The organism is Pseudoalteromonas sp. SG45-2 (assembly GCF_014164115.1).
Lineage (GTDB): Bacteria > Pseudomonadota > Gammaproteobacteria > Enterobacterales > Alteromonadaceae > Pseudoalteromonas > Pseudoalteromonas distincta.
On record NZ_JACJEO010000015.1, the window covers coordinates 95775 to 120123 of the forward strand.

A 24349-nucleotide genomic window follows, 5' to 3' on the forward strand; every position below is an offset into this window, starting at 1 on the left:
CTCAAATTTAAATAAATTAAATTAAACAAAACCTCTATAAAAAAGCCCTTTCAAAGCTTACAAAAGATATTTTGTATGTTCCCATTTAAAAAATTGTTATTTAATAATTAGCATTACATTTTATTCATTTTAAGCCCCTAGAAGTGTTATAAAACAATGCCTGTAGGCTTACACTGTTTATAAAAATAAACAGTAAATAAACGATATTTCAATAATTAATATAAAAGCCCTTAATTTTTTAAAGTTTTGTACGAAAGTTCTGCTTTAGAAACATTGCTAAGTTGGCTAATTTTTGTAAAAATACAACGCTTATCAAAGGGAGAATTGATAAAAATAAAAAACTCACCTTTGCGATTATTTTAATATACACAATAAAAGGATTTATAATGAGCGGTGTCAACAGTTCTAATGATAAAACGCAGATAGCTTCGCTTGACTCAAATCTTCGCACGTCAAAAGCAATAAATAAATTAAACCTTATTGGTAAAAAAGTTTCGGATCGCTACTTAGTTGAAGAACTTATTGGCCAAGGTGGCATGTGTTACATTTACCGAGCCAGAGATTTATTTTTAGAAAGTGCGAGTCGTCCTGAAGTTTTCGTAGCGATTAAAGTATTATTAGAAGAGTTTTCTCATTCTGAAGAAGCTATTTCACTTCTTAAGGATGAAACAACTAAAACACAACAGCTCTCCCATCCAAATATTGTAAAAGTATATTCTGCAGGTTCTGATAACGGTTTACATTACGTAACCATGGAATTAGTAGAAGGCGAAACGCTAGAGCAAATAATTAAACGCAACAAACCCTCTGGAATGGTTTTCAAAAAAGCGAGCGTGATTCTTAATCAACTTGCCGATGCTTTAATTTATGCCCATTCTCGTGGCGTCATTCATAACGATTTAAAGCCATCGAATATAATCTTCGATTCAAATGGTAGCCTCAAGGTACTTGACTTTGGTATTGCTAAACACAAAACCATTGAAGATGCCTATGCAGTTAATAGTGAATCAAGCCTAGGCACTGTAGGTGGTTATACGCCAACCTATGCAAGTCCTGAACAATTAAAAGGTGCTGCAGCATCCGTTAAAGATGACGTTTTTTCTTATGCGTGTATTGCCCTAGAGTTATTAAGTAGCAAACATCCATATAATCGTGTTGCAGCAGACACACTCCCTAAAGATACATCGGCAAAACGTCCTAGTAACTGCCCTTTATGGTTATGGGGCACACTTAATAAAGCAATTTCTTTAGATGCAGCAAAAAGAACTGATTCGTTAAAGCCTGTTTTAGATAAGCTTCAAAGTAACTTTAAACCGGCAATAGCACTTGCAGCCAGTACTGTTGTGTTAGCCCTTTTGGCTGGTCAGTACTATCTATCAAATACAAATAATATAAAGCAGCTTGAAGCAAAATTAGATAATGCAAAAGCAATTAACCAACAAGTAGAAACATGGATGTCTTGGGATGGGCCGGAGATTCTAAACAAGCTTGCAGAAATTCCACCTCAATACGAGGTATTAAAACAGGGATTATTAAGATCTAATCAAGCTAATATTCTACAAAGTTTTGATTACAGAGCGAATCAAATCAATACAAGCGCTAACAAGTTTAAAGACTTTGATGAAACAATTAATGTTTATAGTAAAGCCTTGGAGTATTACCCAGATTCAGAAAAGCTATCGGTACAACTCGAAAGCATTTTAAGAGAGCGTCAATCAATAATCTCAGATATTACTTCTCGTATTGATTTGTTACTTGAGCAATCTCGCTATAGTGAACTAGACAATAATAGTATTCCACAATTAATCAATGATTTAAGTGTAGTCGATAGCACCTACGTTTATCGCCCGTCTGAAGTGCATTTTGATAACTATAAACTTGCCTTAGATAAAGCGATTGAAGAAGATGATGTTATCACGCAAAAATCTTTACTTAATGTTGGTAAAGCTATTTTCACCAATAATCAAAAAAATGAACTTGGCTTTGCAGACCTTCTAAAAAGAGAGTCGGCGATAGATGCTTTAACGCTTTACCAAAAGAAAGTAAACCTAGGTGAACCAGCTGATTTTCCTACTGAAGATGCCGTCGTGTTTTACGGTCCTAGATTTGATAGATACACACAAAAACTAGAGACGATTGAAGAGTACAGAGATTTATTAGATTTTGAAGAATTAATCAATACCGAGTCTGCAACATTACCTAAAGACTTTTCATTACTCGTTTCTTTAAAACAAGAATTATCTAGACGTTATATCACTATGGCAAATACGTTAATGAAAAGAAAGATGTACCGTACAGCAGAGCAACTAGTTGAAAGAAGCGAAGCTATTACTCAGTCTCTTGATAATGTAATGCTTTAAAAAACTATTTATTGCGAGAGCATCACCAAATAACTAAAAATATATTAAACTAACAAACGTTTTGTTTTAACAAACGAAGGTCAAGGACGACGGGTTGAGCGATCATTTTGCATAAACTCCTCCAAGATTTTTCGTAATTATCACTATTTAAATGAGTTTATGGAGTACCTATGAAAAAGATAAGCGCACTAGCGGCATTACTAATACTAAGTGGTTGTTCAACTACATCGTCTGTAGATGAAACGCAGCAACTTGCAAAAGAAGAAGCAGTTCAAGTACAAGAAGAAATTGTCGAAGCTGTAGCACCTATTTCATTAACTGTAATCACTAACCCTAGTGATGCACGCGTACGCATTATGAACATTGCGCCTGTGTACCAAGATGCCATTGAACTTAAAGAAGGTAAGTACGACGTTGAAGTAAGCAAGCCAGGTTACTTAACTTACCGCAAGTGGGTTGTAGTCGATAAAAAGACAATTTTAACAGTAAATTTAGATGAAGTAGCAGCAACTGAAGCGGCTAACTAGTCCAGTATCTAAACTTTAATTATGCCTTTAAACATTTCACATGTATTAAAGGCATAATTTTAAACTACACCAAATAATATAATAAACTCCCCACAGCCCCTACATTTATTAAAATACATAACCACAACACCACTATAAAACGTCGCTTTTGCGATTTATGGCGAAGTAATTGTTGAGCAAGTAATGCCCCCGGCCATCCTCCAAATAATGCAAGTAGTTGCAGTGTGCGCTCTGGCGTACGATTTACTTTTTTATGTGAAGAGCGCTTAGCTTGTCGCTTATCCCACGCGTACATTAAAAAAGTGATAGCACTTAATACACTTATATAACCAGGTACATATATAGGTATATAAACAGGTAAGTATTGCAGTAGGTAAGCCAGCCAAATGGCGGCTAAATAAAGTAATGAGAATGTGATTAATATTTTCTTTATCAATTAATTATCGCCTATACTTGGCATTGGTATTACAAAAACAAGAGCCAAATTATGACATATTTTAAAGCGATATTCTTAGTCTTATGCTTATCAACATTTAATAGCTATGCATCCGATACATCCACCAACCTTGATAAAGAACTTGCCGTATTTAAGCCCTATTTAGGAACTTGGCAGGCTGACTTTAAAGTACCTGAAGGCGCTAAAAAAATACAAGATGTTGGCCGTTGGGAGCGTGCTTTAAACGGTAAAGCGATACATACCAAGCACTCTATTAATGAAGGTGAGTATGGCGGCGAGTCGATGATTTTTTACGACAGTAAAAAAGAGTCTTTGGTATTTTACTATTTCACAACAGCAGGGTTTTATACAAAAGGGACTATGAAAGTCCTCAGCCCCACTCAATTTGTAGCCTATGAAGATGTAACTGGTAGCCTAGATGGTATTACAAAGGTTAAATCGATGAGTGAACTAAAAGACGATAAATTTCTTGTATCGACCTCTTATTTAAAAAAGGGTGAGTGGACAAAGCCCGAACAACGTATTTATACACGCAGTACAAAAACGGTTAAATTTAAATAGCCGCGATTTATAAACACAAAAAAGGCAGCCTAGGCTGCCTTTTGTCATTTATAAAACCGTATTTATTTTACGTATTTTTTAAATGCAGCGTCTACTGGTGTATCAGCAAGGTGATTAGTGTAGTTGCTCATTACTTTTTGAGACAAGCCTACAATAATTTCAAGTAGCTGTTGCTTAGCGTAACCTGCGGCAAAGAATTTTTCGATTTGCTCATCGCTGATCACGCCACGTTCACGTGTCATTGCAAGTGTAGTTTCACGAAGAGTTTCTAGCTTAGGGTTTTCAAGTGGTGTTTTGTTAACAAGTGCGTCAACAATACCTTGATCAACCTTCATTGCCGCTGCAATACCACTGTGAGCAGGTACACAGTAATGACAGTCGTGCTCTACGTTAATTGATTGCCATACTACTGTTAGCTCTTCTGCGTTGAATGATGTTTTTTGAAACAACTCATGCAGTACTTGGTAACCTTTAAGTAATGTTGGTGCTTCAGCCATTACTGCATGTAAGTTAGGAAGCATACCAAATGCTGCTACTGAATCAGCTAGTAACGGTTTTGCTTCTTCTGGTGCGTTTTCTTGAGTGTATAAAGTAAATTCGGCCATGGTTAGCTCCTAATAATTAATAGTTTTAAGTAACTTCGAGACACATAGTATTTGATTTTGAGCGACTGTTCAAGTTAAAATTGAGCAAATGTTCAAATTGATTGAGAATGATATGGCTAATAAGGTTAAATTTGAACGCGAGAATGTAGTTCGCGTTGCTAGTCAGCTATTTTGGCAAAAAGGTTTTCATGCAACCTCAACGCGTGACTTACAAGAAGCAGTTAATATGCGCCCGGGTAGTATTTACTCTGCGTTTGGCTCTAAAGAAGGTCTATATTGCGAATCGCTGAAAGATTACACCGTACAAATGAAAACCCAAATAGAAGGGTTTTTATCAAGTGCCGATACAGTACTTGGTGGATTACGTGCGTTTGTTGAAAACGTGGTAATTAAAACAAAAGATTGCAGTCCAAGCGCTATTTGTATGCTAGTTAAAGCAAACAGCGAATTTGCAGAAAAAGACTCAAACCTGTATGAGCTAAGCTTAGATTTAACGGCTCAATTTGAAGCCTATTTAACGCAATTATTTACCCAAGCAATAAACAAAGGTGAGTTACGTAACACGTTGACCGCTGTTGAATATGCGCGCTTTTTTCAAGTGCAATTTACAGGTTTACGCGGTTATTTTAATCGTCCTAATGTAGGGCAATTTGCTGAGCCAATGATCAACCAAATGTTTATGTTGATTAAAAAGTTATAAATAGCAGTTATCGAGCATTCTCAACAAGTTACATTTATTCTACTAAATAAAAATGGCCAGTATTAACTGGCCATTTTTTTTGTGCTTAAAGCTTAATTTGTAAGTTACGTTTTAAGCTTGTTAAGTTCATTATCTTGCTGGGCAACAAGTGCATTAAGCGCTTCGCTGCTATCCCCTGCTTGTGTAGATAAGTCAGCAAGTTGCGATGCGGCATCAGATATAAGCGTTAAATTACGGTTTATTTCTTCAGTCACTAAACTTTGCTCTTCAGCAGCGGTGGCAATATGTGTAATTTGGTTGGTTATTTCATCAACTTTAACAACAACACTGTGCAGAGCATCAAAAGCTACTGATGTTTCATCAACGGCATTTTGTGCACGTACTACGCCTTTTTCAATAACGGTAGATGCGTTACCTACTTCAGATAATAAACTATCAATTAGCTGGCTTATGTCGTCTGTTGATGAACGCGTTTTAGAAGCAAGTGCACGTACTTCATCGGCAACAACGGCAAAGCCGCGCCCATGTTCACCAGCGCGCGCAGCTTCAATAGCAGCGTTAAGTGCAAGTAAATTTGTTTGTTCTGAAATAGTACGAATTACATCTAATATTTGCGTAATATCTTTACTACGCGAAGCAACTTTTTCAACGGCTTGGTTAGCTTCTTTAATTTCTTCAGACATCGTTTTAACTTGCGTCATCGCTGAAGATAAGCTCGACTCACTGCTCACTACCAAGCTATTTATTTCATCGGCTTGTTGGGCTGATTGCTCTGATGCTCTGGCGACTTCAAGTGCTGTTGCGCTCATTTCGTTCATAGCCGTTACCACACTTTCAATTTCTTGAAATTGAGATTGCACATTATGCTTAGTATCAATAGCTATGTGTTGTGCTATTTCGCCTTGCTGCTTGGTTTGATCAGACACCGTTTTAAGCTCAGAAATTAAATCACGTAGCTTTGCTAAAAATCTATTAAACCCACCAGCTAATGCAATAAGCTCTGCGTGGCTATCAACATGTAATGTATGTGTTAAATCACCTTCAGAACTTGCGAGGTTATCAACCCGTTGTTGAATTTGTTGTAGCGGCGCTATTACACCTGCTATTACTAATTTCATAATAACAAAAGCAACCACAGCAATTACTAAGCCTGTTATTAAAATAATAAATCTGAGTGATGTTGCTGTTTCTTGCATGTTTTTTTCTAGCGCTTCAGGCCCTGCAAGTGCTAGTTCTGTAGGTACTTCTATGATTAATGACCACTGAGTGTTAGCTAGTTTTATATTAATTGGGTAGTTGACTAAATACTCGCTAGGCGTTTTAAAGAGGCCATGTTGACCTTTAAATTTAACAAGCTCACTGTAAGTGTTGCTACTAACCGCTTCTTTAAATGGGCGGCCTAATTTAGATTTATAGTGACTGCTGCCTACAATTAAACCTATATCACTTAAAAGTGTTACTTTTGCTTGGCCGTTGTAAAGCTCGCTCGACAGCTTTTCGGTTAAGCCCTGAAAAGTTGGGAGCGTTAAATCAACGCCAGCTAAACCAATAAACTGACCTGACTTTAAAATAGGCACAGTTAACGAAGTTAGCATTACTGAATCGCCCGATGGGATTTCGTATAAATACGGTTCCATAATACAAGGCTTAAACGTGTCTTTTGCACACAAATACCAATGCGCTTCACGAATACCAAATTCATTTAAAGAGGTAATATATTTATCGGCAGCGTTGGCTACTTTTTGCTGCTCAATAGTGCCGTTTTGGTCGCGAGTAATATACACCTCTAAGGTGCCATTACCATTAACCGAATGTTTGTAACCTTGTTTAAAGCTCGAATCTTGCCCATCAAAAGCATTAGGCTCAAATTGCGAATATATAGAAGAAAGCAAAGTATTTTGCTCTAACATCGAGCGGTTTATACTTACTACCGTATCGCGGCTAAGGGTTTCGCTTTTTGCTGCGTCACCTAATAAAGCCGCTAATGAATAAGGAATGCGGTAAGCTTCATTAATAAAGCCTGCAATTTTTTCTCCGTATCCAGCTGCATGAGCATTAAGCTTTTCTTCTACTTCTACAGTAATGTACTCTTCAGATTTAGTCGCTAACTGCTTATTACTTGATGATAACTGCCACCACAAAATGCCTGATAGCACTAGTACAGTTATAAATATACTACCGACACTAAGCCAGAGTAACTTTTTTGCTAACGATATTTCTCGCATTCATTACACCCTTTAAATTAAAACTACTGATACAGTTTAGTAGATCTAATCAATGAAGCTATGAATATCGTTAAACAAATTGAATTTAATACAATACGTTGGGTTTTTAAAGTTTAGCTAACCGTGCTGTTGTAATTGCGGCTAAAACTAATAAACACACACTTACCCATAAACACGCACTAAGCCCATATACTTGAAAAACCCAACCAGAAAGCACCGTACCAAGCAAACGCCCTATCGCATTGGCCATATAATAAAAGCCAACGTCGAGTGACACTCCATCGTTTTTTGCAAAACTTACTATTAAGTAACTATGCAGCGATGAATTTACAGCAAATACTCCACCAAAAATAAGTAAGCCTATTACAAGCGTAAAATGTACCGCTATATCCAATTGCATCAACAACGCCAAAATGCCAGTTACACCACTTAATAAAGCAACCCACCAGTATGCTTTTTTGACCGAATGTGAAGTTGAATCACCTTGCCCAGTTATTCGCGGTGCTTGCGATTGCACCAGCCCATAAGCAATTACCCACGAAGCCATAAAACCGCTGACCCACCAATGATCCCAGTTAAACTGAGCGGCTAAGTAAACAGGTAGTGCAACTACAAACCATACATCGCGCGCTGCAAACAAGCATAAACGCGCTGCGCTAAGTAAGTTAATTGCCCGCGATTTAGAAAGTAATTCTTTAAACTTAGGTTTGTTTTTAGCTTTACCAATATCGCCTTTTAAAAAAATTAAACTAATAACCCACGCAACACTAAGTAAAATAATTAGACTTATTAATGCCCCCACAAAACCAAATACAGTTAGTAATAAGCCGCCTAAAAAAAAGCCCACCCCTTTTAAAGCATTTTTAGAGCCGGTAAGTATGGCAATCCATTTATATAATTGGCTTTGCCCTGCATCGTCTTGCGGTACTAAATACTTAATGGCGCTCTTTGCACTCATTTTATTTAAGTCTTTTGCTATGCCACTCAGTGCTTGCGCTGCCATAACATAGGCAACGGTTAGCCAATCCCCTGGCACGCAAAGCATGGCTAAAGCGACAAGTTGTAGCCCAAGCCCTACATTCATGGTTTTGTTCAACCCTAAATGCGCGCCAAGCCAACCACCTACTAAATTGGTGATCACCCCAAATATTTCATAAAACAAAAACAACATGGCTATCGCAAATGCGCCATAACCTAACTGATGAAAATACAGCACCACCAACATGCGTAGCGCACCATCAGTTAAAGTAAATGCCCAATAGTTACCAGTAATTATTAAATATTGTTTTATAGAGCTCGGTAAGTTAGCCAACTGCGCAAACATAGCGTTAAACCTTTTTAAACGAGATTAAACCAAATCACTTTGTGCAACTTTAAGCATTAGCTCAGCAGTACGGTTTGCATAACCCCACTCGTTATCGTACCAAGCGTATAGTTTAAGTTGAGTGTTGTTAATTACCATGGTTGAAAGCGCATCAATAGTGCAGCTGCGCGGATCTGTTTTGTAATCTATAGATACAAGCGGCTTTTCTTCGTAGCCTAAAATACCTTGTAGCTCGTTATTTGCAGCGTCTTTAAACCACGTGTTTACTTCGTCTTGTGTAACACCTCGCTCGAGCTCAAAAACACAATCAGTAATTGATGCGTTAGTAAGAGGTACGCGCACGGCATGGCCGTTTAATTTACCTTTAAGCTCAGGAAAAATATGCGTAATAGCCGTTGCACTACCGGTTGTAGTAGGAATTAAACTTGTACCGCATGAACGCGCACGTCGTAAATCTTTATGAGGGGCATCAATAATCGTTTGAGTATTAGTAATGTCGTGAATAGTAGTCATTGAGCCGTGTTTAATGCCCACTTTTTCTTGCAGTACTTTTACTATTGGCGCTAAACAGTTAGTAGTACAAGAGGCGGCTGTAACAATGTTATGCTCACTTGGGTTATATAAATCATCGTTAACACCCATTACTACATTTAAAATACCGTCTTCTTTTACAGGTGCGGTTACCACAACACGCTTAACACCTTGCGCTAAATATTGATTTAACAGCTCTGTGGTTTTCATTTTACCGCTGGCTTCTATTACTACATCGCAATCAGACCAATCAGTTTCGTTTATGGCTTTGTTGTTGGTAACTGCAATCGTATGCTTACCCACACTAAAGCTATTATCATCACTAGAAACCTGTTGTGTTAAGCGCCCGTGTACTGAGTCAAACTCAATTAAATGTGCGTGGGTTTTAGCATCGCCCGCTACATCATTTACTTTAATAAACTCTATTTCTGGCCAATCAACTGCTGCACGCAGAGTTAAACGTCCCATACGGCCAAAACCGTTAATACCTACTTTAATAGTCATAATTAAATACCTTTAATAAGTTAGTTACAGCAGCTAGTAATACGTTCAGGGCGATTACCCATAACATTTAAGCGCGTTAAATCGTTTTCATAAAATGAAGGGTTAGCAGTAAGCGTTTGCGTTAATACATTTTTAGCCCACTCTGGTAGGGCTTTATTAATACTGTAATAAACCCATTGATTTTGTTTACGGTCGCTCAACAATCCGCATTGTCTTAACTGCGCTAAATGGCGAGACACTTTAGGCTGGCTTAGCTCAAGTGCAGTAACCAGTTCGCATACACATAGCTCTTCTTGATGGCTAATGAGCAGCATTGCTTTTAAACGCGTATCGTCCGCTAGGCATTTATAAAATTGAAGTGGGTTGAATTGTTCCATATTGTCCTCGCAGTTTTATTGCACATACAATAAAACAAAAACAGAATATATGGAATAGTGAATATATGATTTTTTGTATGTTTATTTAACGACTCATTTTTATTAAACTCCACGCACAAAAAAGCCCAGTGGCAAAACCACTGGGCTATTACAGTATTAGTTAACTTAGCAATTAATTAAATAACTGAAAGCTCTACTTCAATATTGCCACGTGTTGCGTTTGAATATGGACATACTTGGTGCGCTTTATCTACAAGCGTTTGCGCTGCTGTTTTATCCATATCACCTAGTGATACAGCAAGTTTTACCGCAATCCCAAAACCGCCTTCAATCGCACCAATAGACACTTGTGAATTAATATGTGTGTCGCTTGGTAAATCTATTTTTTCGCTACCCGCTACAAATTTAAGTGCGCCAATAAAACATGCTGCATAACCTGCGGCAAATAATTGCTCTGGGTTAGTGCCTTGTCCGTCATCGCCGCCTAAACCTTTAGGTGTTGATAGTTTTACATCTAAACGGCCATCATCAGATTTAGCTACGCCTTCACGGCCGCCAGTTGCAGTTGCTTTTGCTGTGTAAGCTACGTTTTGTAATACATTCATAATGAACTCCAAAGTTTAAAAATATCAATCAATTTAGTTTGCGTACAAAATAATAGAGCAAGTAATTAGAGATTGCAAATATTTTGCATGCAAATTAAAATAGCATGTATCGAAATGAAGGATAAAGTTATGTCGTTTGAGCAATTAAAGTTAAAGAATCAGTTATGTCATCGGTTATACATGGCATCTAACAGCATTGCGCGTGCGTATCGCGAGCCTTTAAGCGAACTAAATTTAACTTACCCACAATACGTAGTAATGATGGCCCTGTGGGAGCAAGACGAAATAACAATTGCCGAGCTAAAAGATAAAACCGCGATAGACGGCGGTGCAATGACCCAAATACTCAAAAAAATGAGCGACAAATCATTACTGGCTGTTATTAAAGATGAGCACGACAAACGCAAACGCCTAGTGCAGCTAACCCAGCATGGCCAATCGCTTAAGTTAAAAGCAGCCGATATTCCTAAAAATATTTTATGTAAATTTGATAGTGTAGATGCAACACAAGCACAGCAGTTAATGCAGCTGCTCGATTTAGTAGTAAACGACTTAGCCGATTAGGCTCTTAATTTTTAAACAATAAACGTGTTTTAAAAGGTTTTAAAAATGACCCATATTAAAAAATTACTATTAGCAGCGGCGTGTAGCACGGCTCTTTTAGGTAGCAACGCCGTATCTGCTAATACCGATAATCAAAATGCTGATTTAAAAACAGTAGCCACATTTGATGCGCAGCACCCTCCGGGCAACATTGCTATTACCCCATCGGGCAGAAAGTTTTTATCTGTGCATGGCTTTTTTGGCCAAAAGCAAAAAATTATGGAGCTTTTAAGCGATGGTACAACTAAGCCCTATCCTAATGAAGAGTGGGCATACGCGTACAATAACGGTAAAGGTTTTTACGACGTACTTGGCATAAACGTATCAAGCGATGGTGTATTATGGATGCTCGACACTTCAGGGCCCGATCACGCTGGGCGCTTAGTAGGTTGGGATACAAACAAAGAGCAACTACATAAAATTATTTATCTGGCTAAACCGGCCATTACCGACACCTCGTTTTTAAACGATTTAGTCATCGATAATAAACATGGCGTTGTATACATTGCCGACACAGCCCAAGGCAGCCAAGCCGCTATTATTACGGTAAACCTTAAAACAGGTGTCGCACGCAGAGTGTTACAAAATAGCCATTACACCACCGCCGAAAATATCGATATGGTTATTGATGGGCGCATAATGAGCCTTGGCGGACAACCAGTCCGCTTAGGTGTTAACCCTATTACGCTTGACCCTAACGAAGACTGGCTTTACTTTGGCTCAATGTCGGGCACGTCGGTTTACCGCATTGCCACCAGCGATATAAATAACGAGAGCCTTTGGGCTAAAGCACTTGAAGACAAAGTTACGCGTTACGGCACTAAGCCAATTTCAGACGGTATTATTGTTGATGGCGGCGGTAACATATATGTAACCGACATAACCAATGGCGCAATTGGCGTAGTTAAACCCACTGGCAACTACGAAGTATTATTTAAGGACGAACGCTTAAGCTGGCCTGATGGCTTTAGTTACGGAGCCGATCATAAAATATACTTTACCGTTGACGATTTACATAATTCGCCTGTACTTAATAATGGCAAAAATCAAAGCCACGGTAAGTTTAAAGTAATGTCGTTCGAGCCTTTAGTAAAAGGAAAAGTAGGCCGCTAATTTGCTTTTTGAGTGACTGTATTTTTTAAAAAGCCTTGCACATTTAAGTGACCTAATAGTTGCAGGGCTTTTTGTTAAAAACACACCACACTGGTGCATATTTTAAAAATACTTCACCGCTTTGGTGCTAATCCTTTAGTACGTATTTACACTTAAATACTAAATACCTGATTTCTATTCATAAAATATTCAAGTTAATGTTGGCATACTTCTTCCAATAAACTGATGTGTTCAGTGAAAATACCAAGGAAAAACCATGTTCAACTTATACCATACCCTTTACCTTTTATGGCGTTTAGATATTAGCGTTTGGCAAGTTAATGATCCAACAAATACCCATACCACCGCTGATAAAGAGCGCGTCTATGTTAAGTAACATCGTATTGTGTAAAGGCTTGGCATAAAGCTTAAATGTATAAACCTACTTTAGGCTAAGCTTTTGCACACTATGAAATTTATGTGTACATTTTAATTAAACTTCAAATTAATCGTTCAATATTAAAACAACCCCCTTGTAATAAACTCCACATTTATAAACATCGAAAAAATTAGTAAAAACACTGCGTTTATAACTTTGCAAGCAGCCCTATTGCGTTGTATTGTTGCATCCTATTGAAAATTTTTAGTTGGAACGTGTATGCACGCTTTGGAAGTTAATTTTGATGGCTTAGTTGGCCCTACTCACAACTACGCTGGTTTATCGTATGGTAATGTTGCCTCGTTAAATAACGCAGCAAGCTTTTCAAATCCTCAAGAGGCTGTGCTTCAAGGCCTTGAAAAAATGAAAGCCATGCACGACAAAGGCCTAACTCAAGGTGTATTTGCCCCTCATGCGCGCCCCGACTTAAACGTACTGCGCCGCTTAGGCTTTACCGGTAATGATGCACAAGTAATTCACAAAGCATTTAAAGCAGATCCTATTTTATTACGCGCGTGTTATTCAGCGTCAGCAATGTGGACAGCCAATGCCGCTACGGTATCGCCATCTCCTGATACAACCGACGGCAAAGTACATTTTACTTCAGCTAATTTAAATAATAAGTTTCATCGTTCATTAGAGCCTGCAACCACTACGCGCTTATTAAAAGCGATGTTTAATAACGACAAATACTTTGCGCACCATACCCATTTACCAGACCAAGGCTTTTTTGGCGACGAAGGTGCAGCAAACCATACTCGTTTTTGTGACAGCCACGGCGAGCAAGGCCTTGAAATGTTTGTATTTGGTGCCAGCGCGTTTAACAGCCAATTACCAAAACCAGCTAAATTTCCTGCAAGGCAAACTCTAGAAGCCTCAGAAGCAATTTGCCGTTTACATAACTTAAAAGATTCAAGCCAAATTTTACTACAGCAAAATCCAGACGTAATAGATCAAGGCGTGTTTCATAACGATGTAATTGCAGTAGGTAACGCCAACGTATTACTGTGCCACCAGCAAGCATTTTTAAACCAAGCACTGGCACTGCAAGATATTCGCGAAGCGTATGTAGGCAATAAAGAATTTTACATTATTGAAGTACCTACCGACAAAGTAAGTATTTCCGATGCTGTAAGTAGTTACTTATTTAATAGCCAGCTTGTGAGCCTTGAAGATGGTTCAATGCTGTTAGTGGCACCACAAGAATGTAAACGCAACGTCGCGGTTAACGCCTACATTGAAGAAATGATTATGGCTGATAACCCAGTAAACCAAGTACAGTTTTTTGATTTACGCCAAAGTATGCAAAATGGCGGCGGCCCAGCTTGCTTGCGTTTACGTGTAGCCCTTAACGAGCAAGAACTTGCTGCAGTAAACCCAGAGGTTATTTTAACTGATACTAAATACACACAACTGTGTGACTGGGCAAAACGTAACTACCGCGACAAATTAGGCGCAAGTGACTTTGCAGACTCAGCCCTACTCACCGAAAGCTACCAAGCACTTGATGAGCTTACACAACTACTAAATTTAGGCTCAGTGTACGACTTTCAATTAGAGGGTTAACAATTTCACAATGCAGCGGCATAAGTGTCGCTGCATTATTGTTTCAACGTTTTTTTATTCGCAGCATTAGCAATCACCAATTTTACCTCGCTACTTACAAAACTTTGAATATGTAGTTCTTTTTCTATTGCTCTTTTTGTAGAAGGGCTTCTTTGTACTGCGATATCAAACAGTTTTTCTACTTGCTCAGCAGAGCTTTTTGATTGTGTAGAACTCCATTTGATTAAGACAGCAGTCGCTTCGTATTGTCCCATATTAGCAAGCGTATTTAGTACTGTGTTTTTTATATTGGCGGTGGAGTTATCTGTTAAATATCCTGCTATATGAGGAACTAAAGATTCATCATGAATAGTGTTCATCGCACGCTTAACAAACATGTGCTTACTCTCATATTTTTCATCAATATAACCAAATAAATACTCTATTTGTTCAGCCTCTGCATGCCGAGCGATTGAAGTAGCTAACTCGCCAATAAATGGGTTTTCTTCATTCGCAATTGTAAATGCTTGCTGCGCTAAAGCGGTGTATTGACCACCTCGATTTAGTTTTTCTATCGACTTTTTAACGTTATATATAGCCCTCGATCCTTGCCAGTCATCTTCGGCAACAAAACCAAAAAACACTTCACTCGCTCTTTGAGTATCTATTGCGACTAAAAGGCTTAAAGTATATTCAATTAATATATCATCATTTTTATTACCCTTAATTGCTGATTGTAATTTTTCAACAATAAATTGATAAACAACTTCTTTATTTGTAGTTTTTAAATAAGTTAACAGTTCTTTTTCAGCATTAAAATCAATGGTTTCACTGTTATAAACACGACTTAAAAGCATTTTAGCAATGGTTAAAGCATCCTTATCACTAAGTTCTTTTTTTTCAACATTATTATCTTTGGCATTTTTTGATGATTTAGAAGTGACCAAAGTAGTGTCTGTTTGGTGTGTTTGTACATTAGATACAGTATCTTTAATCCCTCTAGATTTAGCATCTGTATTCACTGGGAACTCTGCATACTGAACAACAGGCAAAAACCAATAAAAAGTAAACGCTACCAGTAAACATATAAAAGTTAAAAGTATCACTTTTTTCATAATACTTATTTCCACTCTAAATCTGTATATAAGGCATCTAACAACCTAAAAATATCGGTTACTCTTTCAGTCTCTTCTGTGTGCAAAATATTTGCATCTGTTTGTGTATCTTCTTTAGTAATTGATATACCTTGTCTTTCTAACAATAAACTCAATTTTTGGCTATAAACAGGTACAATTCCATCACCAATAAATGAAGCTCTTGTTTGTCCATTTTCAATATACCTTAGCGTTTCTGGATGCGGATGGTCACCAGAAAATAATGCTCGATAGGCATACAAATCATAACCCGAAATACCAGCGTCTTTCGAAAGGATTCCGAAGTCAGTCCCTTGATAAGCCAGTTGCCCTATTACTAGGTCATCAAGGCTCATTAAGTTGCTGTTCAAATCTTGTATTGCAGATGACTCTGGCGATAAGAGATCAATACTTGGGGATTGCAAATCCATTTGATAATCTGGTCCGAGATTAAGCCCAAAATATGTTCTTGTACCATTGAGCATCTCGACAACCTCCCAGTTATCTTCACACTTTCCGCCATCTTGTCGATAAGTACCTTCTGGTATGCAGTTGTCATTCATATATTGATAAAAACGGCCTAATGGAGAACCTTGATGCGGAGTGCCTGTTGTTGCGAACCCTTTAACAAAAGACCTATACATAGCTTGATCATTCTGCAAATAAGAGCGAGCAGCTAGACCACCTCGGCTATGACCAAATAAAAATATTTCAGTATCTTCACCTAAAGAATCAACTATTTTCTCTACAGCCTTTTCTACTTCGTAACCTAAGCCTTCAAAAGAGGTAAAATCACCATCACAACCCAAAGCATTAATACATGATTTATTATCTAAGCCTGTTCTTGCATAAATGCCTTCTCTATCAAATGCTCCAAACTCCAAATTGAAACAGCTAATGCCATCACTATTAGCTTCAACTACTGGAAGAATATTATCGTTAGTAGTTAATATTTGGCATTGACCATTGAAAAAGCTATCGTCATTTACCATTGCATTCCATGTACTAGGACTTGAAGCTAATCCGTGTAAAAGTAGCATTGCCTTTTTATATATAACATTTTCTGTCGTGGCTAATAAATTAAAAGTCGCGCCTTCTTTCGCGAGTATACCGATGTGGTAAGTAGCAGACTGATGAACACGTATTGCACAACTTTCATTTTGAGTAGTACCTAAATTAGAACGACATTGATACTCAAATTTGGTTGGGAAATCATCTTCTTCTACGTATAAATCAATATCGCCCGATAAATTAAATAACGTAATATTTAGTATTCTATTTTCAGGTGCTTCAACGGTAAAATACTGCCATTGACCTTGAGAAATATCACCTACAATCGTTTGCTCTATAGCTAACTCACCTGGGTTTTTAATCGTATTATATTCAGCTATGTATGGGTTTTCATCTTCATCATTAAGGATGCCATCACCGTCTATATCTGGATCGCTATTATTACCAATACCGTCACCATCTAGATCATCCCATTCAGTTGCATCGAATGGAAACACATCTGAAGCATTAGCTACATTATCGCCATCGATATCAGGATCGCTATTATCGCCAATACCATCATTATCTAGATCATTCCATTCGGATATATTATATGGAAAAGCATCTTGTGTATTTAATACACCATCTCCATCAATATCTGAATCTTCACTATCAGCAATACCATCTAAATCTGTATCGCCTGACAACTTACCGGTGCTATCTCTAATAATATATATTTGGCTGTCCGCATTTTCTCTTAACCCTAAGTACTCATTTAGTTCATTGAATACACTCTCACTATTATTAATATCACTAAGCAATTTAGTTTCTGAACCGGGAATAATAGCAAGGCGAACTAAATCAGCAGCCACAGACTCATTCTGAGCATGACCTTTAATAATAAAGTCTTCTAATAAACTTTGCGGAGCTACATTTAATAACTGACTAATTTGAGAAGTAGCGGAGTTTATATCAAGCGTTTTTCTGTTTTTCAAATAAACAAGTGTCGTTAAAGGACTAATTACTTGTTCACCTTTTGGTGAAGCTAATATAAAGTTTTCATTAATAACCCTATTTAAGCTTTCATCAAATGTTTTACCCTCTTCAGCAAATAAAATTACACTATAATCTTCAGGATTAATTTCAGATGAAAGAGTCAGTACTCCTTTACCGTTAGCTTGGGTAATAGTGCTAGGTTCATCAGTATCCTGTCTTCCATTATTATTTAGATCTAGCCATACAACTGCAGAACGTAAATAACCATCAATAGCAGTTATAGTATATGTTTGAGTGACTGTTTCGGGTGATTTCTCGATGGGTTGGGAAGAATCAGAAGATTCTCCACCACCGCAAGCAAGCAAAGTATTTATAGACACACACAGAAAAAATAGACGTAGGGAGTTTCTCACAGCCATCCTTGACACCAAAATTTAATTTAAAAAGTATCTGTATATTATAGCCTTATTTAAATTTAACTATCAATTTATTAACAAACATAATCAAGTATATTAAAAGTGAAACTAATATATAGCTCAGTTAGTACAGTCCATGCTACTAGAATTTAAACGTCTTTACTTACCGTTATTGCCGACGCCATCGACTCGGATATATGCAGCGTACGCTGCGGAAACGGAATACTCAGCCCAGCGCCTTCAATTGCTTCTTTAACACGTTTATTTAAATCCCACACAGTTTGCCAATAATCACCATTAACAGCCCACGCACGTAATTGAATGTTCACTGCGCTTTCGCCTATTGATGTCACCATTACTTTAGGTGCAGGCTCTGCGAGTAACCGGCTCTCTGATGCCGCTAATTCTTTGAGTACATTTAAGCCAACGTCAATAGAGTCGGCATACGAAATCCCCACCACTATGTCCATTCGTCTTTTACCATTACGGGTAAAGTTTTTAATATTGCCACCCCACACTTTGCCGTTAGGCGATGCTATATAAAGACCGTCGGTGGTTTTAAAAATAGTGGTAAATAGGTTTATTTCACTCACAGTACCTAGTGTGCCACTGGCATCAACAAAATCGCCTATTTTAAAAGGTCTGAGTATTAGCAGCATAATACCCGCAGCAATATTGCTCAGCGTATTTTTAAGGGCTAAACCAATCGCTAAACCAGCAGCACCCATTAGCGCAATTAAACTGGCCGTGTTTACGCCAAAAATATCTAAAATAAATAGCCCGCCAATTATATAAACTAAATAACCAGCAATACTCGATAAAAGCGGGAGTAGCGTACTATCTACCCTTTTTAATGGCGATTTAGAGTTTTTAATCGCTTTTTTAACCGAGCGTGCAATTAAGGCACTCGCAACTAAAATCACCAACGCTAAAACCACTTTGTACCCTAAAGTGATGATTGTTTCTGAATGGCTTTGCCAAAACGCTAAAAGTTTATCTTTCATGTTTGTTCCGATAAATATTGCTGACACTCAGCAAAATAATGGTTAAATCTAATAAAACCGACTTCAAAAGAAGTGGCGCGAGTATATAGAATAAAAAATTTAAACCTATCTTTTTTAATCACTTATTTCAACTTTAAAAATACCGTTAAAACTATGGTTTTTGATACGTAGAGCCCACCTATTTACGGCTAATTTATAGCGCCTATTCAATATAGGTTAATCGTTTATTGGTATGGTTATTTTAAGCTTTCAAGGTTCACAAAAGAGGTTATCTATGGGAAAAGAGAAAATAGTACTCATAACCGGCGCTTCAAGTGGTATTGGCGAAGCAACCGCAAAAATGCTGGTTAACAATGGTCATAAAGTAATACTTACCGCTAGACGCGAAGATAAATTAACTGAATTAGTAGAGTCATTGGGCTCAGATAACGCCATTAGCGTAGCCGCAGATGCAACCGACTTTACCGCGCTTGAAAACGTAGTTGCTAAAGGCATTGAAAAATTTAGTCGTTTAGATGTTGCCTTTGCTAATGCAGGTAAAGGGCTAGACACTTTAGGGGTTGAAGAAGGCGACCCCAATGAGTGGTCCACCATGATCGACATAAACATTAAAGCCCTACTGTGGACTGCAAAACTAACGCTTGCGCATTTACGCCAAAGCAAAGGACACTTTATTATTACTAGCTCAGCAACTGGTCGCAGAGCTGTTAAAGGCTCTATATACGGTGCAAGCAAATGGTTTACTTATGGTTTTTCTCAAAACCTAGCACAAGAAATTAGTGAATGGGATGGGCGTTGTACAACCATCACCCCTGGCGCTGTAAATACCCCTTTTACTGATGAAGCAAGACCTGACAAGTTATACCCGCAAGATGTTGCCGATGCTGTGCTATTTGCCATTGAGGCAAATCAGCGTAATAACATCAGAGAAATACATTTAAGACCCACTCATTAGTAAAACTATTCTCATAATTTTGAATATGTAAACATAGGAGAAATAATCATGGCGAAAGAAAAAATAGTCCTCATTACAGGTGCTTCAAGCGGTATTGGCGAAGCAACCGCAAAAACGCTGGTTAACAATGGCCACAAAGTCATTTTAACCGCCAGAAGCGAAGACAAATTAACTAAATTAGTTGAATCATTAGGCTCAAATAACGCACTTAGCGTAGCTGCAGATGCCACAGACTTTACCGCACTTGAAAACGTAGTAACAAAAGGCATTGAAAAGTTTGGCCGTTTGGATGTAGCCTTTGCTAACGCAGGCATGGGCGTTTTAACCGCGGGCACCGAAAAAGGCGATCCGGATGAGTGGTCAACCATGATCGACATAAACATTAAAGCCCTACTGTGGACTGCAAAACTAACACTGCCACATTTACGCCAAAATAAAGGTCACTTTATATTAACCAGCTCTGCTGCTGGCCGTAAGCCAATTGGCGGCTCTATTTACGGTGCAACTAAATGGTTTGCTTATGGCTTTGGACAAAACTTAGCTGAGGAAATGAGTGAGTGGAATGGCCGCTGTACCACCATAGCACCAGGTATGGTAAACACCCCGTTTTTTGATGAGGCAAAACCCGATAAACTCGACCCACAAGATGTAGCCGACGCTGTACTGTTTGCTATTGAAGCAAACCAGCGCAACAGCGTACGTGAGATTTATTTAATGCCGACTAATTAACGTTGATTGGTTGAGTTTGAGCTGTCAGGTTTAATGCTAATGGTATTAAACCTGATGGTTGTTAATTCTAAATACCGACTAGATAGAATGAAGGGAAAATATTCGGCATTAATAAAAGCTTGTTAGCTGCTTTTTAGATTGCGTTCTAAGAATACAACTCTCGTTTTACCCAGCTTTGCCGTTTTAAACTCAGAATAACCACGGCGTTTATACATCGCTAAATTAGAAGCACTAAACTCCCCTGTAAAAAGCTCGACACGATTAGCTTCTGGAAATACAGTTTCAAGTGAAGAAAGCAACTTAGAGCCAACACCCTGGCCATGCAGTTCAGGCCATACCGCCATGCGTCCAATATGACAACTACCAGCTTCTAAGCGAGCTTGACCGCTTGCCAATAACTTACCGTTATCAACAACTTTCAAAATGATTTTCTTCTCAAAGTCTGCTTTCAGTTCATCAAGCGTTTGAGTTAAAGGCGGGATATTAAAGTCATTATGCAGTTCAGCTTCTGATTGATAAGCTACGCGCTGAAGTTCTAGTAAACATTCTGCATCTTCTATTGTGGCGTGAAATATTTCCATATACTCAATTCCTTTTGGCAACTAACGCCCACTTAAGCGGACAAAAATTGTTGGTTATAATGTGTAGCGAAGCGGAACCTAACCAACTGTTTTTGTTCCGTTTGAAGTGCTTGTGATACGAATATTACCACTTACTGTGAAAGAATAACGACTACTACCAACACAATAAACAATATAACAGCCAATGCTAGTAAGTTACCTATAAAAGCTAATGGTTTAGGTAACTTAGTGAAAGAACCTAATTCCCATTGAGATAAATTACCTTTGTTTTTAAGAAAAGCCTCTTTATCTGAATCCTGAACATTGTTCCATTCACGATTAAATTTTTTAGACGAACGAACACCAGCTAGTATTTTATAACCGAAAAAAGCAATAAATAAAATTAAGATAATAGCTTCAAATATTTCAGGTAACGCCATAATTGCCTATTCGTATAACAATTTAGTCTACGACATTTGTCGCTTTACAAACCGGCAAATGTCCTTATATTACAATGACTTTATCCTAGCTATAAAATAAACACCTGTAAACAGTTAGTTATCTTCTCCTTACCTTTTCTAAATGCAGAAAAATGCCAAAATGGTGGAGATCAGTAATATCAGCCAAATCGTTGTTTAGTTATACAGCTTGATTATTAGTTAAAAGGTTATATTTTAAATATCTGTGTTTAAACCAATAATGCGTACACCCCATAGCCCTTAAACTTGTAACTCGTTATTACTTATAAAATTAGTTAAAAATCACAATCTACTTCTATTGAATCCTGTGTATTTTTACTTCATATTAAATATTCTTATTTCTCACTTATTATGCTGTTATGTCATTTTTAAAATTTAGCCATGCACTTATTTTTACCCTTGCGAGTACCCTGTCGCTTACAAGCCATGCGGCGCTTGATAAAAATGAGCGTGAAATAGTAAAACAGGTCGATAGAAACATTCCCCAAGCACTTAAAGAAATAGAGCAAGCCGTAAATATTAATAGCGGTTCGCTTAATATTGAAGGTGTAAAAAAAGTAGGCGCGCTGACAAGCGAGCAACTTAAGGCCATTGGTTTTAAAGTAGAATGGCTGGATGGCAGTGCGTTTAACCGCGCAGGACATGTACTGGCAACCCATGAGAGTAAAAACCCCGATGCAATAAAAATACTGATGATCGGCCATCTAGATACGGTATTTGCCAAAAACGATAACTTTACTACCTACAAACAACTTGATGCCGATACAGCCAGTGGCCCAGGCGTTGCCGATATGAAAGGCGGTAACACGATAATAATTACCGCACTTAAAAGCTTACAAGCCCTTAATTTACTCGAAAATGTAAGCATAAAAGTATTGCTGACTGGCGATGAAGAAAGCAGCGGTCGCCCACTTAGCTTATCTAAACAAGCTATTGTTGATGCAGCAATTTGGGCTGACGTAGCGCTTGGCTATGAAAATGGCGATAACAATATAAAAACAGCTATGGCGGCGCGCCGTGGTTATACCGGCTGGACGCTAAATGTAACGGCAAATGCAGCGCATTCGTCGCAAATATTTAGCGACAGCGTTGGTTATGGCGCTATTTACGAAGCATCACGCATTTTAAATGATTTTAGAGAGCAACTTGCCACGCAACCTAATTTAACATTTAACCCAGGGCTTATTGTGGGCGGTACCAATGCCGACTACGACAGTGCTAACTCGTCAGCAACGGCGTTTGGTAAAAGCAATGTAATTGCACAAACCGTGCATGTTGCAGGTGATTTACGCGCACTTTCGCCAAAGCAGGTAGAAAGCGCTAAAAGGGTTATGCTACAAATTGTGGCTAAAAACTTAGATGGCAGTAAAGCAGAGCTTATTTTTGAAGATGGTTATCCGCCAATGGCATTAACTGATGGCAATAAAAAGCTATTAGAATTATACAGCGACGCAAGCCACGACTTAGGCTTCAACAAAGTAGTAGCCGCCAATCCACGCAATGCAGGTGCGGCTGATATTTCGTTTGCGGCAAACCATGTTGATATGGCACTTGATGGATTAGGCTTGATGGGCAGCGGTGCGCACACTAAAAACGAAACAGCCGATTTAACCAGCCTTGATAAAAACATTAAAAAAACGGCATTACTCATTTATAGATTAGGAAAACTGTAATAGTAAATGTATTTTAAAGATGAGCGTAGGCCAAATAATAACCGTCCTACGCTTGTACTTACTTTTAAGACATTATTTTATACAGTAATTCTCGCACTGTGGCCGGTTCAAACGGTTTATCACAAATAGCATCAACTCCCGCTTGAGCAATATTAGCTAGGTGAGTGTCGTTTGCCTCTGAGCTCACCATTAAAATAGGAATATGTGAGTAGCTATTTGAGCTTCTAACGGCTTCTGTTAGTTCTCGCCCGTCCATTTCTGGCATGTTGTAGTCGGTTACTATTAAGTCAAACGGTTGGTTATTCAAGTGCTCAATAGCTTCTTTACCGTTTTCAGCTTCTATTGGTGCAGGTATTCCCATCCCTGCAAGTACACGTATTATGTGTTTACGCGCAAAACGGCTGTCGTCTACCACTAAAACTCGCAGCAACGTTACGTCAAAATGATCAAGTTCTACTTCTTCTTCGCTTATGATGTCGAGGGTTGCTTTGAGTGCGCGGGTAATGGCTTTTGCGCTAAAAGGCTTAGGCAAAATAGCCAGCACACCCGATTGGCGTAATTGCTCAAGGTATTTTTTATTACGCTCGCTCGATATAAGCATAAAAGGTTGATGCTCGGTGATAGGGTTTGATCTTATTTCTTGCAATAGTGAGTCGGCTGTCCCGTCAGATAAATACATAGAGCTTATAACTAGATCAGGGTGATAACTTGCTAATAAGCTAAGCGCTTGTGTTTGTGTAGATGCAGTTTCAACTTGTTTTACACCACTTTCTAAAAGCGATTTTATTATTATTTTTTGCTGAACCTCTGAAGGCTCTACAAGTAAAATGGACAAGTTTGCTATTGCAGTTAAGTCGCTCATTCAGATCTCTTTAGTATTGTTATAATCAGGATAATAATAACATTTTTGACTCGTTAATATTATATAAAGAGATTTTAATATTTAAGAAAACATTACC

Annotated in this window: 23 protein-coding genes; 10 read left to right on the top strand and 13 right to left on the bottom strand. The window is 38.1% G+C overall.

Features of this window, described 5'->3' with window-relative positions; genetic code table 11:
• Nucleotides 1-386 precede the first annotated feature (386 nt).
• Together H5116_RS12455 and H5116_RS12460 are read left to right on the top strand one after the other, a co-directional pair.
• Complete coding sequence (locus H5116_RS12455) at nt 387-2360, top strand: serine/threonine-protein kinase (protein WP_024595402.1); 1974 nt, start codon at nt 387-389, stop codon at nt 2358-2360.
• A gap of 170 nt (nt 2361-2530) precedes the next feature.
• Complete coding sequence (locus tag H5116_RS12460; protein WP_024595403.1) at nt 2531-2887, top strand: PEGA domain-containing protein; 357 nt, start codon at nt 2531-2533, stop codon at nt 2885-2887.
• Nucleotides 2888-2951: 64 nt separating this feature from the next.
• On the opposite strand, the gene H5116_RS12465 is transcribed toward H5116_RS12460, so the two are convergent.
• Nucleotides 2952-3323 carry a DUF1294 domain-containing protein gene (locus H5116_RS12465; protein ID WP_182716269.1) on the bottom strand — a complete coding sequence of 124 codons (372 nt, stop codon included), beginning with the start codon at nt 3321-3323 and terminating at the stop codon, nt 2952-2954.
• A 51-nt stretch (nt 3324-3374) separates the two neighbouring features.
• Between H5116_RS12465 and H5116_RS12470 the strand changes: the two genes are divergently transcribed.
• Complete coding sequence (locus tag H5116_RS12470) at nt 3375-3905, top strand: hypothetical protein (protein ID WP_182197176.1); 531 nt, start codon at nt 3375-3377, stop codon at nt 3903-3905.
• Nucleotides 3906-3967: 62 nt separating this feature from the next.
• Here the strand turns inward: H5116_RS12470 and H5116_RS12475 are convergent, their stop codons facing one another.
• Nucleotides 3968-4510, bottom strand: a complete 543-nt coding sequence (locus tag H5116_RS12475; RefSeq protein WP_024595406.1) for a carboxymuconolactone decarboxylase family protein — start codon at nt 4508-4510, stop codon at nt 3968-3970.
• 112 nt (nt 4511-4622) lie between these two features.
• Here H5116_RS12475 and H5116_RS12480 point away from each other — a divergent pair, with 112 nt between their 5' ends.
• Nucleotides 4623-5210: a TetR/AcrR family transcriptional regulator gene (locus H5116_RS12480; RefSeq protein ID WP_182716270.1), complete on the top strand. Its 588-nt coding sequence runs from the start codon at nt 4623-4625 to the stop codon at nt 5208-5210.
• A 104-nt stretch (nt 5211-5314) separates the two neighbouring features.
• On the opposite strand, the gene H5116_RS12485 is transcribed toward H5116_RS12480, so the two are convergent.
• From H5116_RS12485 to H5116_RS12505, 5 genes are all read right to left on the bottom strand, one after another.
• The gene (locus tag H5116_RS12485; protein WP_024595408.1) at nt 5315-7435 is read right to left on the bottom strand and encodes a methyl-accepting chemotaxis protein; all 2121 of its coding nucleotides are present in this window, start codon (nt 7433-7435) and stop codon (nt 5315-5317) included.
• A 106-nt stretch (nt 7436-7541) separates the two neighbouring features.
• Nucleotides 7542-8759 (bottom strand): organoarsenical effux MFS transporter ArsJ, encoded by a 1218-nt coding sequence (arsJ, locus tag H5116_RS12490; RefSeq protein ID WP_182716271.1) that lies wholly within the window; start codon nt 8757-8759, stop codon nt 7542-7544.
• A gap of 24 nt (nt 8760-8783) precedes the next feature.
• Complete coding sequence (locus H5116_RS12495; protein ID WP_182716272.1) at nt 8784-9794, bottom strand: ArsJ-associated glyceraldehyde-3-phosphate dehydrogenase; 1011 nt, start codon at nt 9792-9794, stop codon at nt 8784-8786.
• 20 nt (nt 9795-9814) lie between these two features.
• Nucleotides 9815-10171, bottom strand: coding sequence for a metalloregulator ArsR/SmtB family transcription factor (locus H5116_RS12500; RefSeq protein WP_024595411.1), 357 nt, complete (start codon nt 10169-10171; stop codon nt 9815-9817).
• A 176-nt stretch (nt 10172-10347) separates the two neighbouring features.
• Nucleotides 10348-10776: an organic hydroperoxide resistance protein gene (locus tag H5116_RS12505; protein WP_182716273.1), complete on the bottom strand. Its 429-nt coding sequence runs from the start codon at nt 10774-10776 to the stop codon at nt 10348-10350.
• Nucleotides 10777-10905: 129 nt separating this feature from the next.
• On the opposite strand from H5116_RS12505, the gene H5116_RS12510 reads away from it, so the two are divergent.
• From H5116_RS12510 to astB, 3 genes are all read left to right on the top strand, one after another.
• On the top strand, nt 10906-11340 hold the full coding sequence (locus H5116_RS12510; protein WP_170071607.1) for a MarR family winged helix-turn-helix transcriptional regulator: 435 nt from the start codon (nt 10906-10908) through the stop codon (nt 11338-11340).
• Nucleotides 11341-11385: 45 nt separating this feature from the next.
• Complete coding sequence (locus H5116_RS12515) at nt 11386-12492, top strand: L-dopachrome tautomerase-related protein (RefSeq protein ID WP_182716274.1); 1107 nt, start codon at nt 11386-11388, stop codon at nt 12490-12492.
• A 637-nt stretch (nt 12493-13129) separates the two neighbouring features.
• Nucleotides 13130-14476: an N-succinylarginine dihydrolase gene (astB, locus tag H5116_RS12520; protein ID WP_182716275.1), complete on the top strand. Its 1347-nt coding sequence runs from the start codon at nt 13130-13132 to the stop codon at nt 14474-14476.
• A 35-nt stretch (nt 14477-14511) separates the two neighbouring features.
• Here the strand turns inward: astB and H5116_RS12525 are convergent, their stop codons facing one another.
• The 3 genes from H5116_RS12525 to H5116_RS12535 all read right to left on the bottom strand — a co-directional run bounded on the left by H5116_RS12525 (nt 14512) and on the right by H5116_RS12535 (nt 18994).
• Nucleotides 14512-15570, bottom strand: a complete 1059-nt coding sequence (locus H5116_RS12525; RefSeq protein ID WP_182716276.1) for a hypothetical protein — start codon at nt 15568-15570, stop codon at nt 14512-14514.
• A 5-nt stretch (nt 15571-15575) separates the two neighbouring features.
• A complete protein-coding gene (locus H5116_RS12530) occupies nt 15576-17987 on the bottom strand; it encodes a thrombospondin type 3 repeat-containing protein (RefSeq protein ID WP_310735993.1) in 2412 nt (803 codons plus the stop codon).
• Between the two features lie 152 nt (nt 17988-18139).
• A complete protein-coding gene (locus tag H5116_RS12535) occupies nt 18140-18994 on the bottom strand; it encodes a mechanosensitive ion channel family protein (protein ID WP_182716278.1) in 855 nt (284 codons plus the stop codon).
• 274 nt (nt 18995-19268) lie between these two features.
• On the opposite strand from H5116_RS12535, the gene H5116_RS12540 reads away from it, so the two are divergent.
• Together H5116_RS12540 and H5116_RS12545 are read left to right on the top strand one after the other, a co-directional pair.
• Nucleotides 19269-19949 (top strand): SDR family oxidoreductase, encoded by a 681-nt coding sequence (locus H5116_RS12540; RefSeq protein ID WP_182716279.1) that lies wholly within the window; start codon nt 19269-19271, stop codon nt 19947-19949.
• Nucleotides 19950-19997: 48 nt separating this feature from the next.
• A complete protein-coding gene (locus H5116_RS12545; RefSeq protein WP_182716280.1) occupies nt 19998-20678 on the top strand; it encodes an SDR family oxidoreductase in 681 nt (226 codons plus the stop codon).
• Nucleotides 20679-20800: 122 nt separating this feature from the next.
• On the opposite strand, the gene H5116_RS12550 is transcribed toward H5116_RS12545, so the two are convergent.
• Nucleotides 20801-21259 (bottom strand): GNAT family N-acetyltransferase, encoded by a 459-nt coding sequence (locus tag H5116_RS12550; protein ID WP_182692573.1) that lies wholly within the window; start codon nt 21257-21259, stop codon nt 20801-20803.
• Nucleotides 21260-21390: 131 nt separating this feature from the next.
• Nucleotides 21391-21678, bottom strand: a complete 288-nt coding sequence (locus tag H5116_RS12555; protein ID WP_182716281.1) for a hypothetical protein — start codon at nt 21676-21678, stop codon at nt 21391-21393.
• A 398-nt stretch (nt 21679-22076) separates the two neighbouring features.
• Between H5116_RS12555 and H5116_RS12560 the strand changes: the two genes are divergently transcribed.
• A complete protein-coding gene (locus H5116_RS12560) occupies nt 22077-23390 on the top strand; it encodes a M20/M25/M40 family metallo-hydrolase (RefSeq protein ID WP_182716282.1) in 1314 nt (437 codons plus the stop codon).
• 64 nt (nt 23391-23454) lie between these two features.
• Here H5116_RS12560 and H5116_RS12565 read toward each other — a convergent pair whose 3' ends face one another.
• Complete coding sequence (locus H5116_RS12565; RefSeq protein ID WP_004334468.1) at nt 23455-24252, bottom strand: response regulator; 798 nt, start codon at nt 24250-24252, stop codon at nt 23455-23457.
• Between the last annotated feature and the right edge of the window lie 97 nt (nt 24253-24349).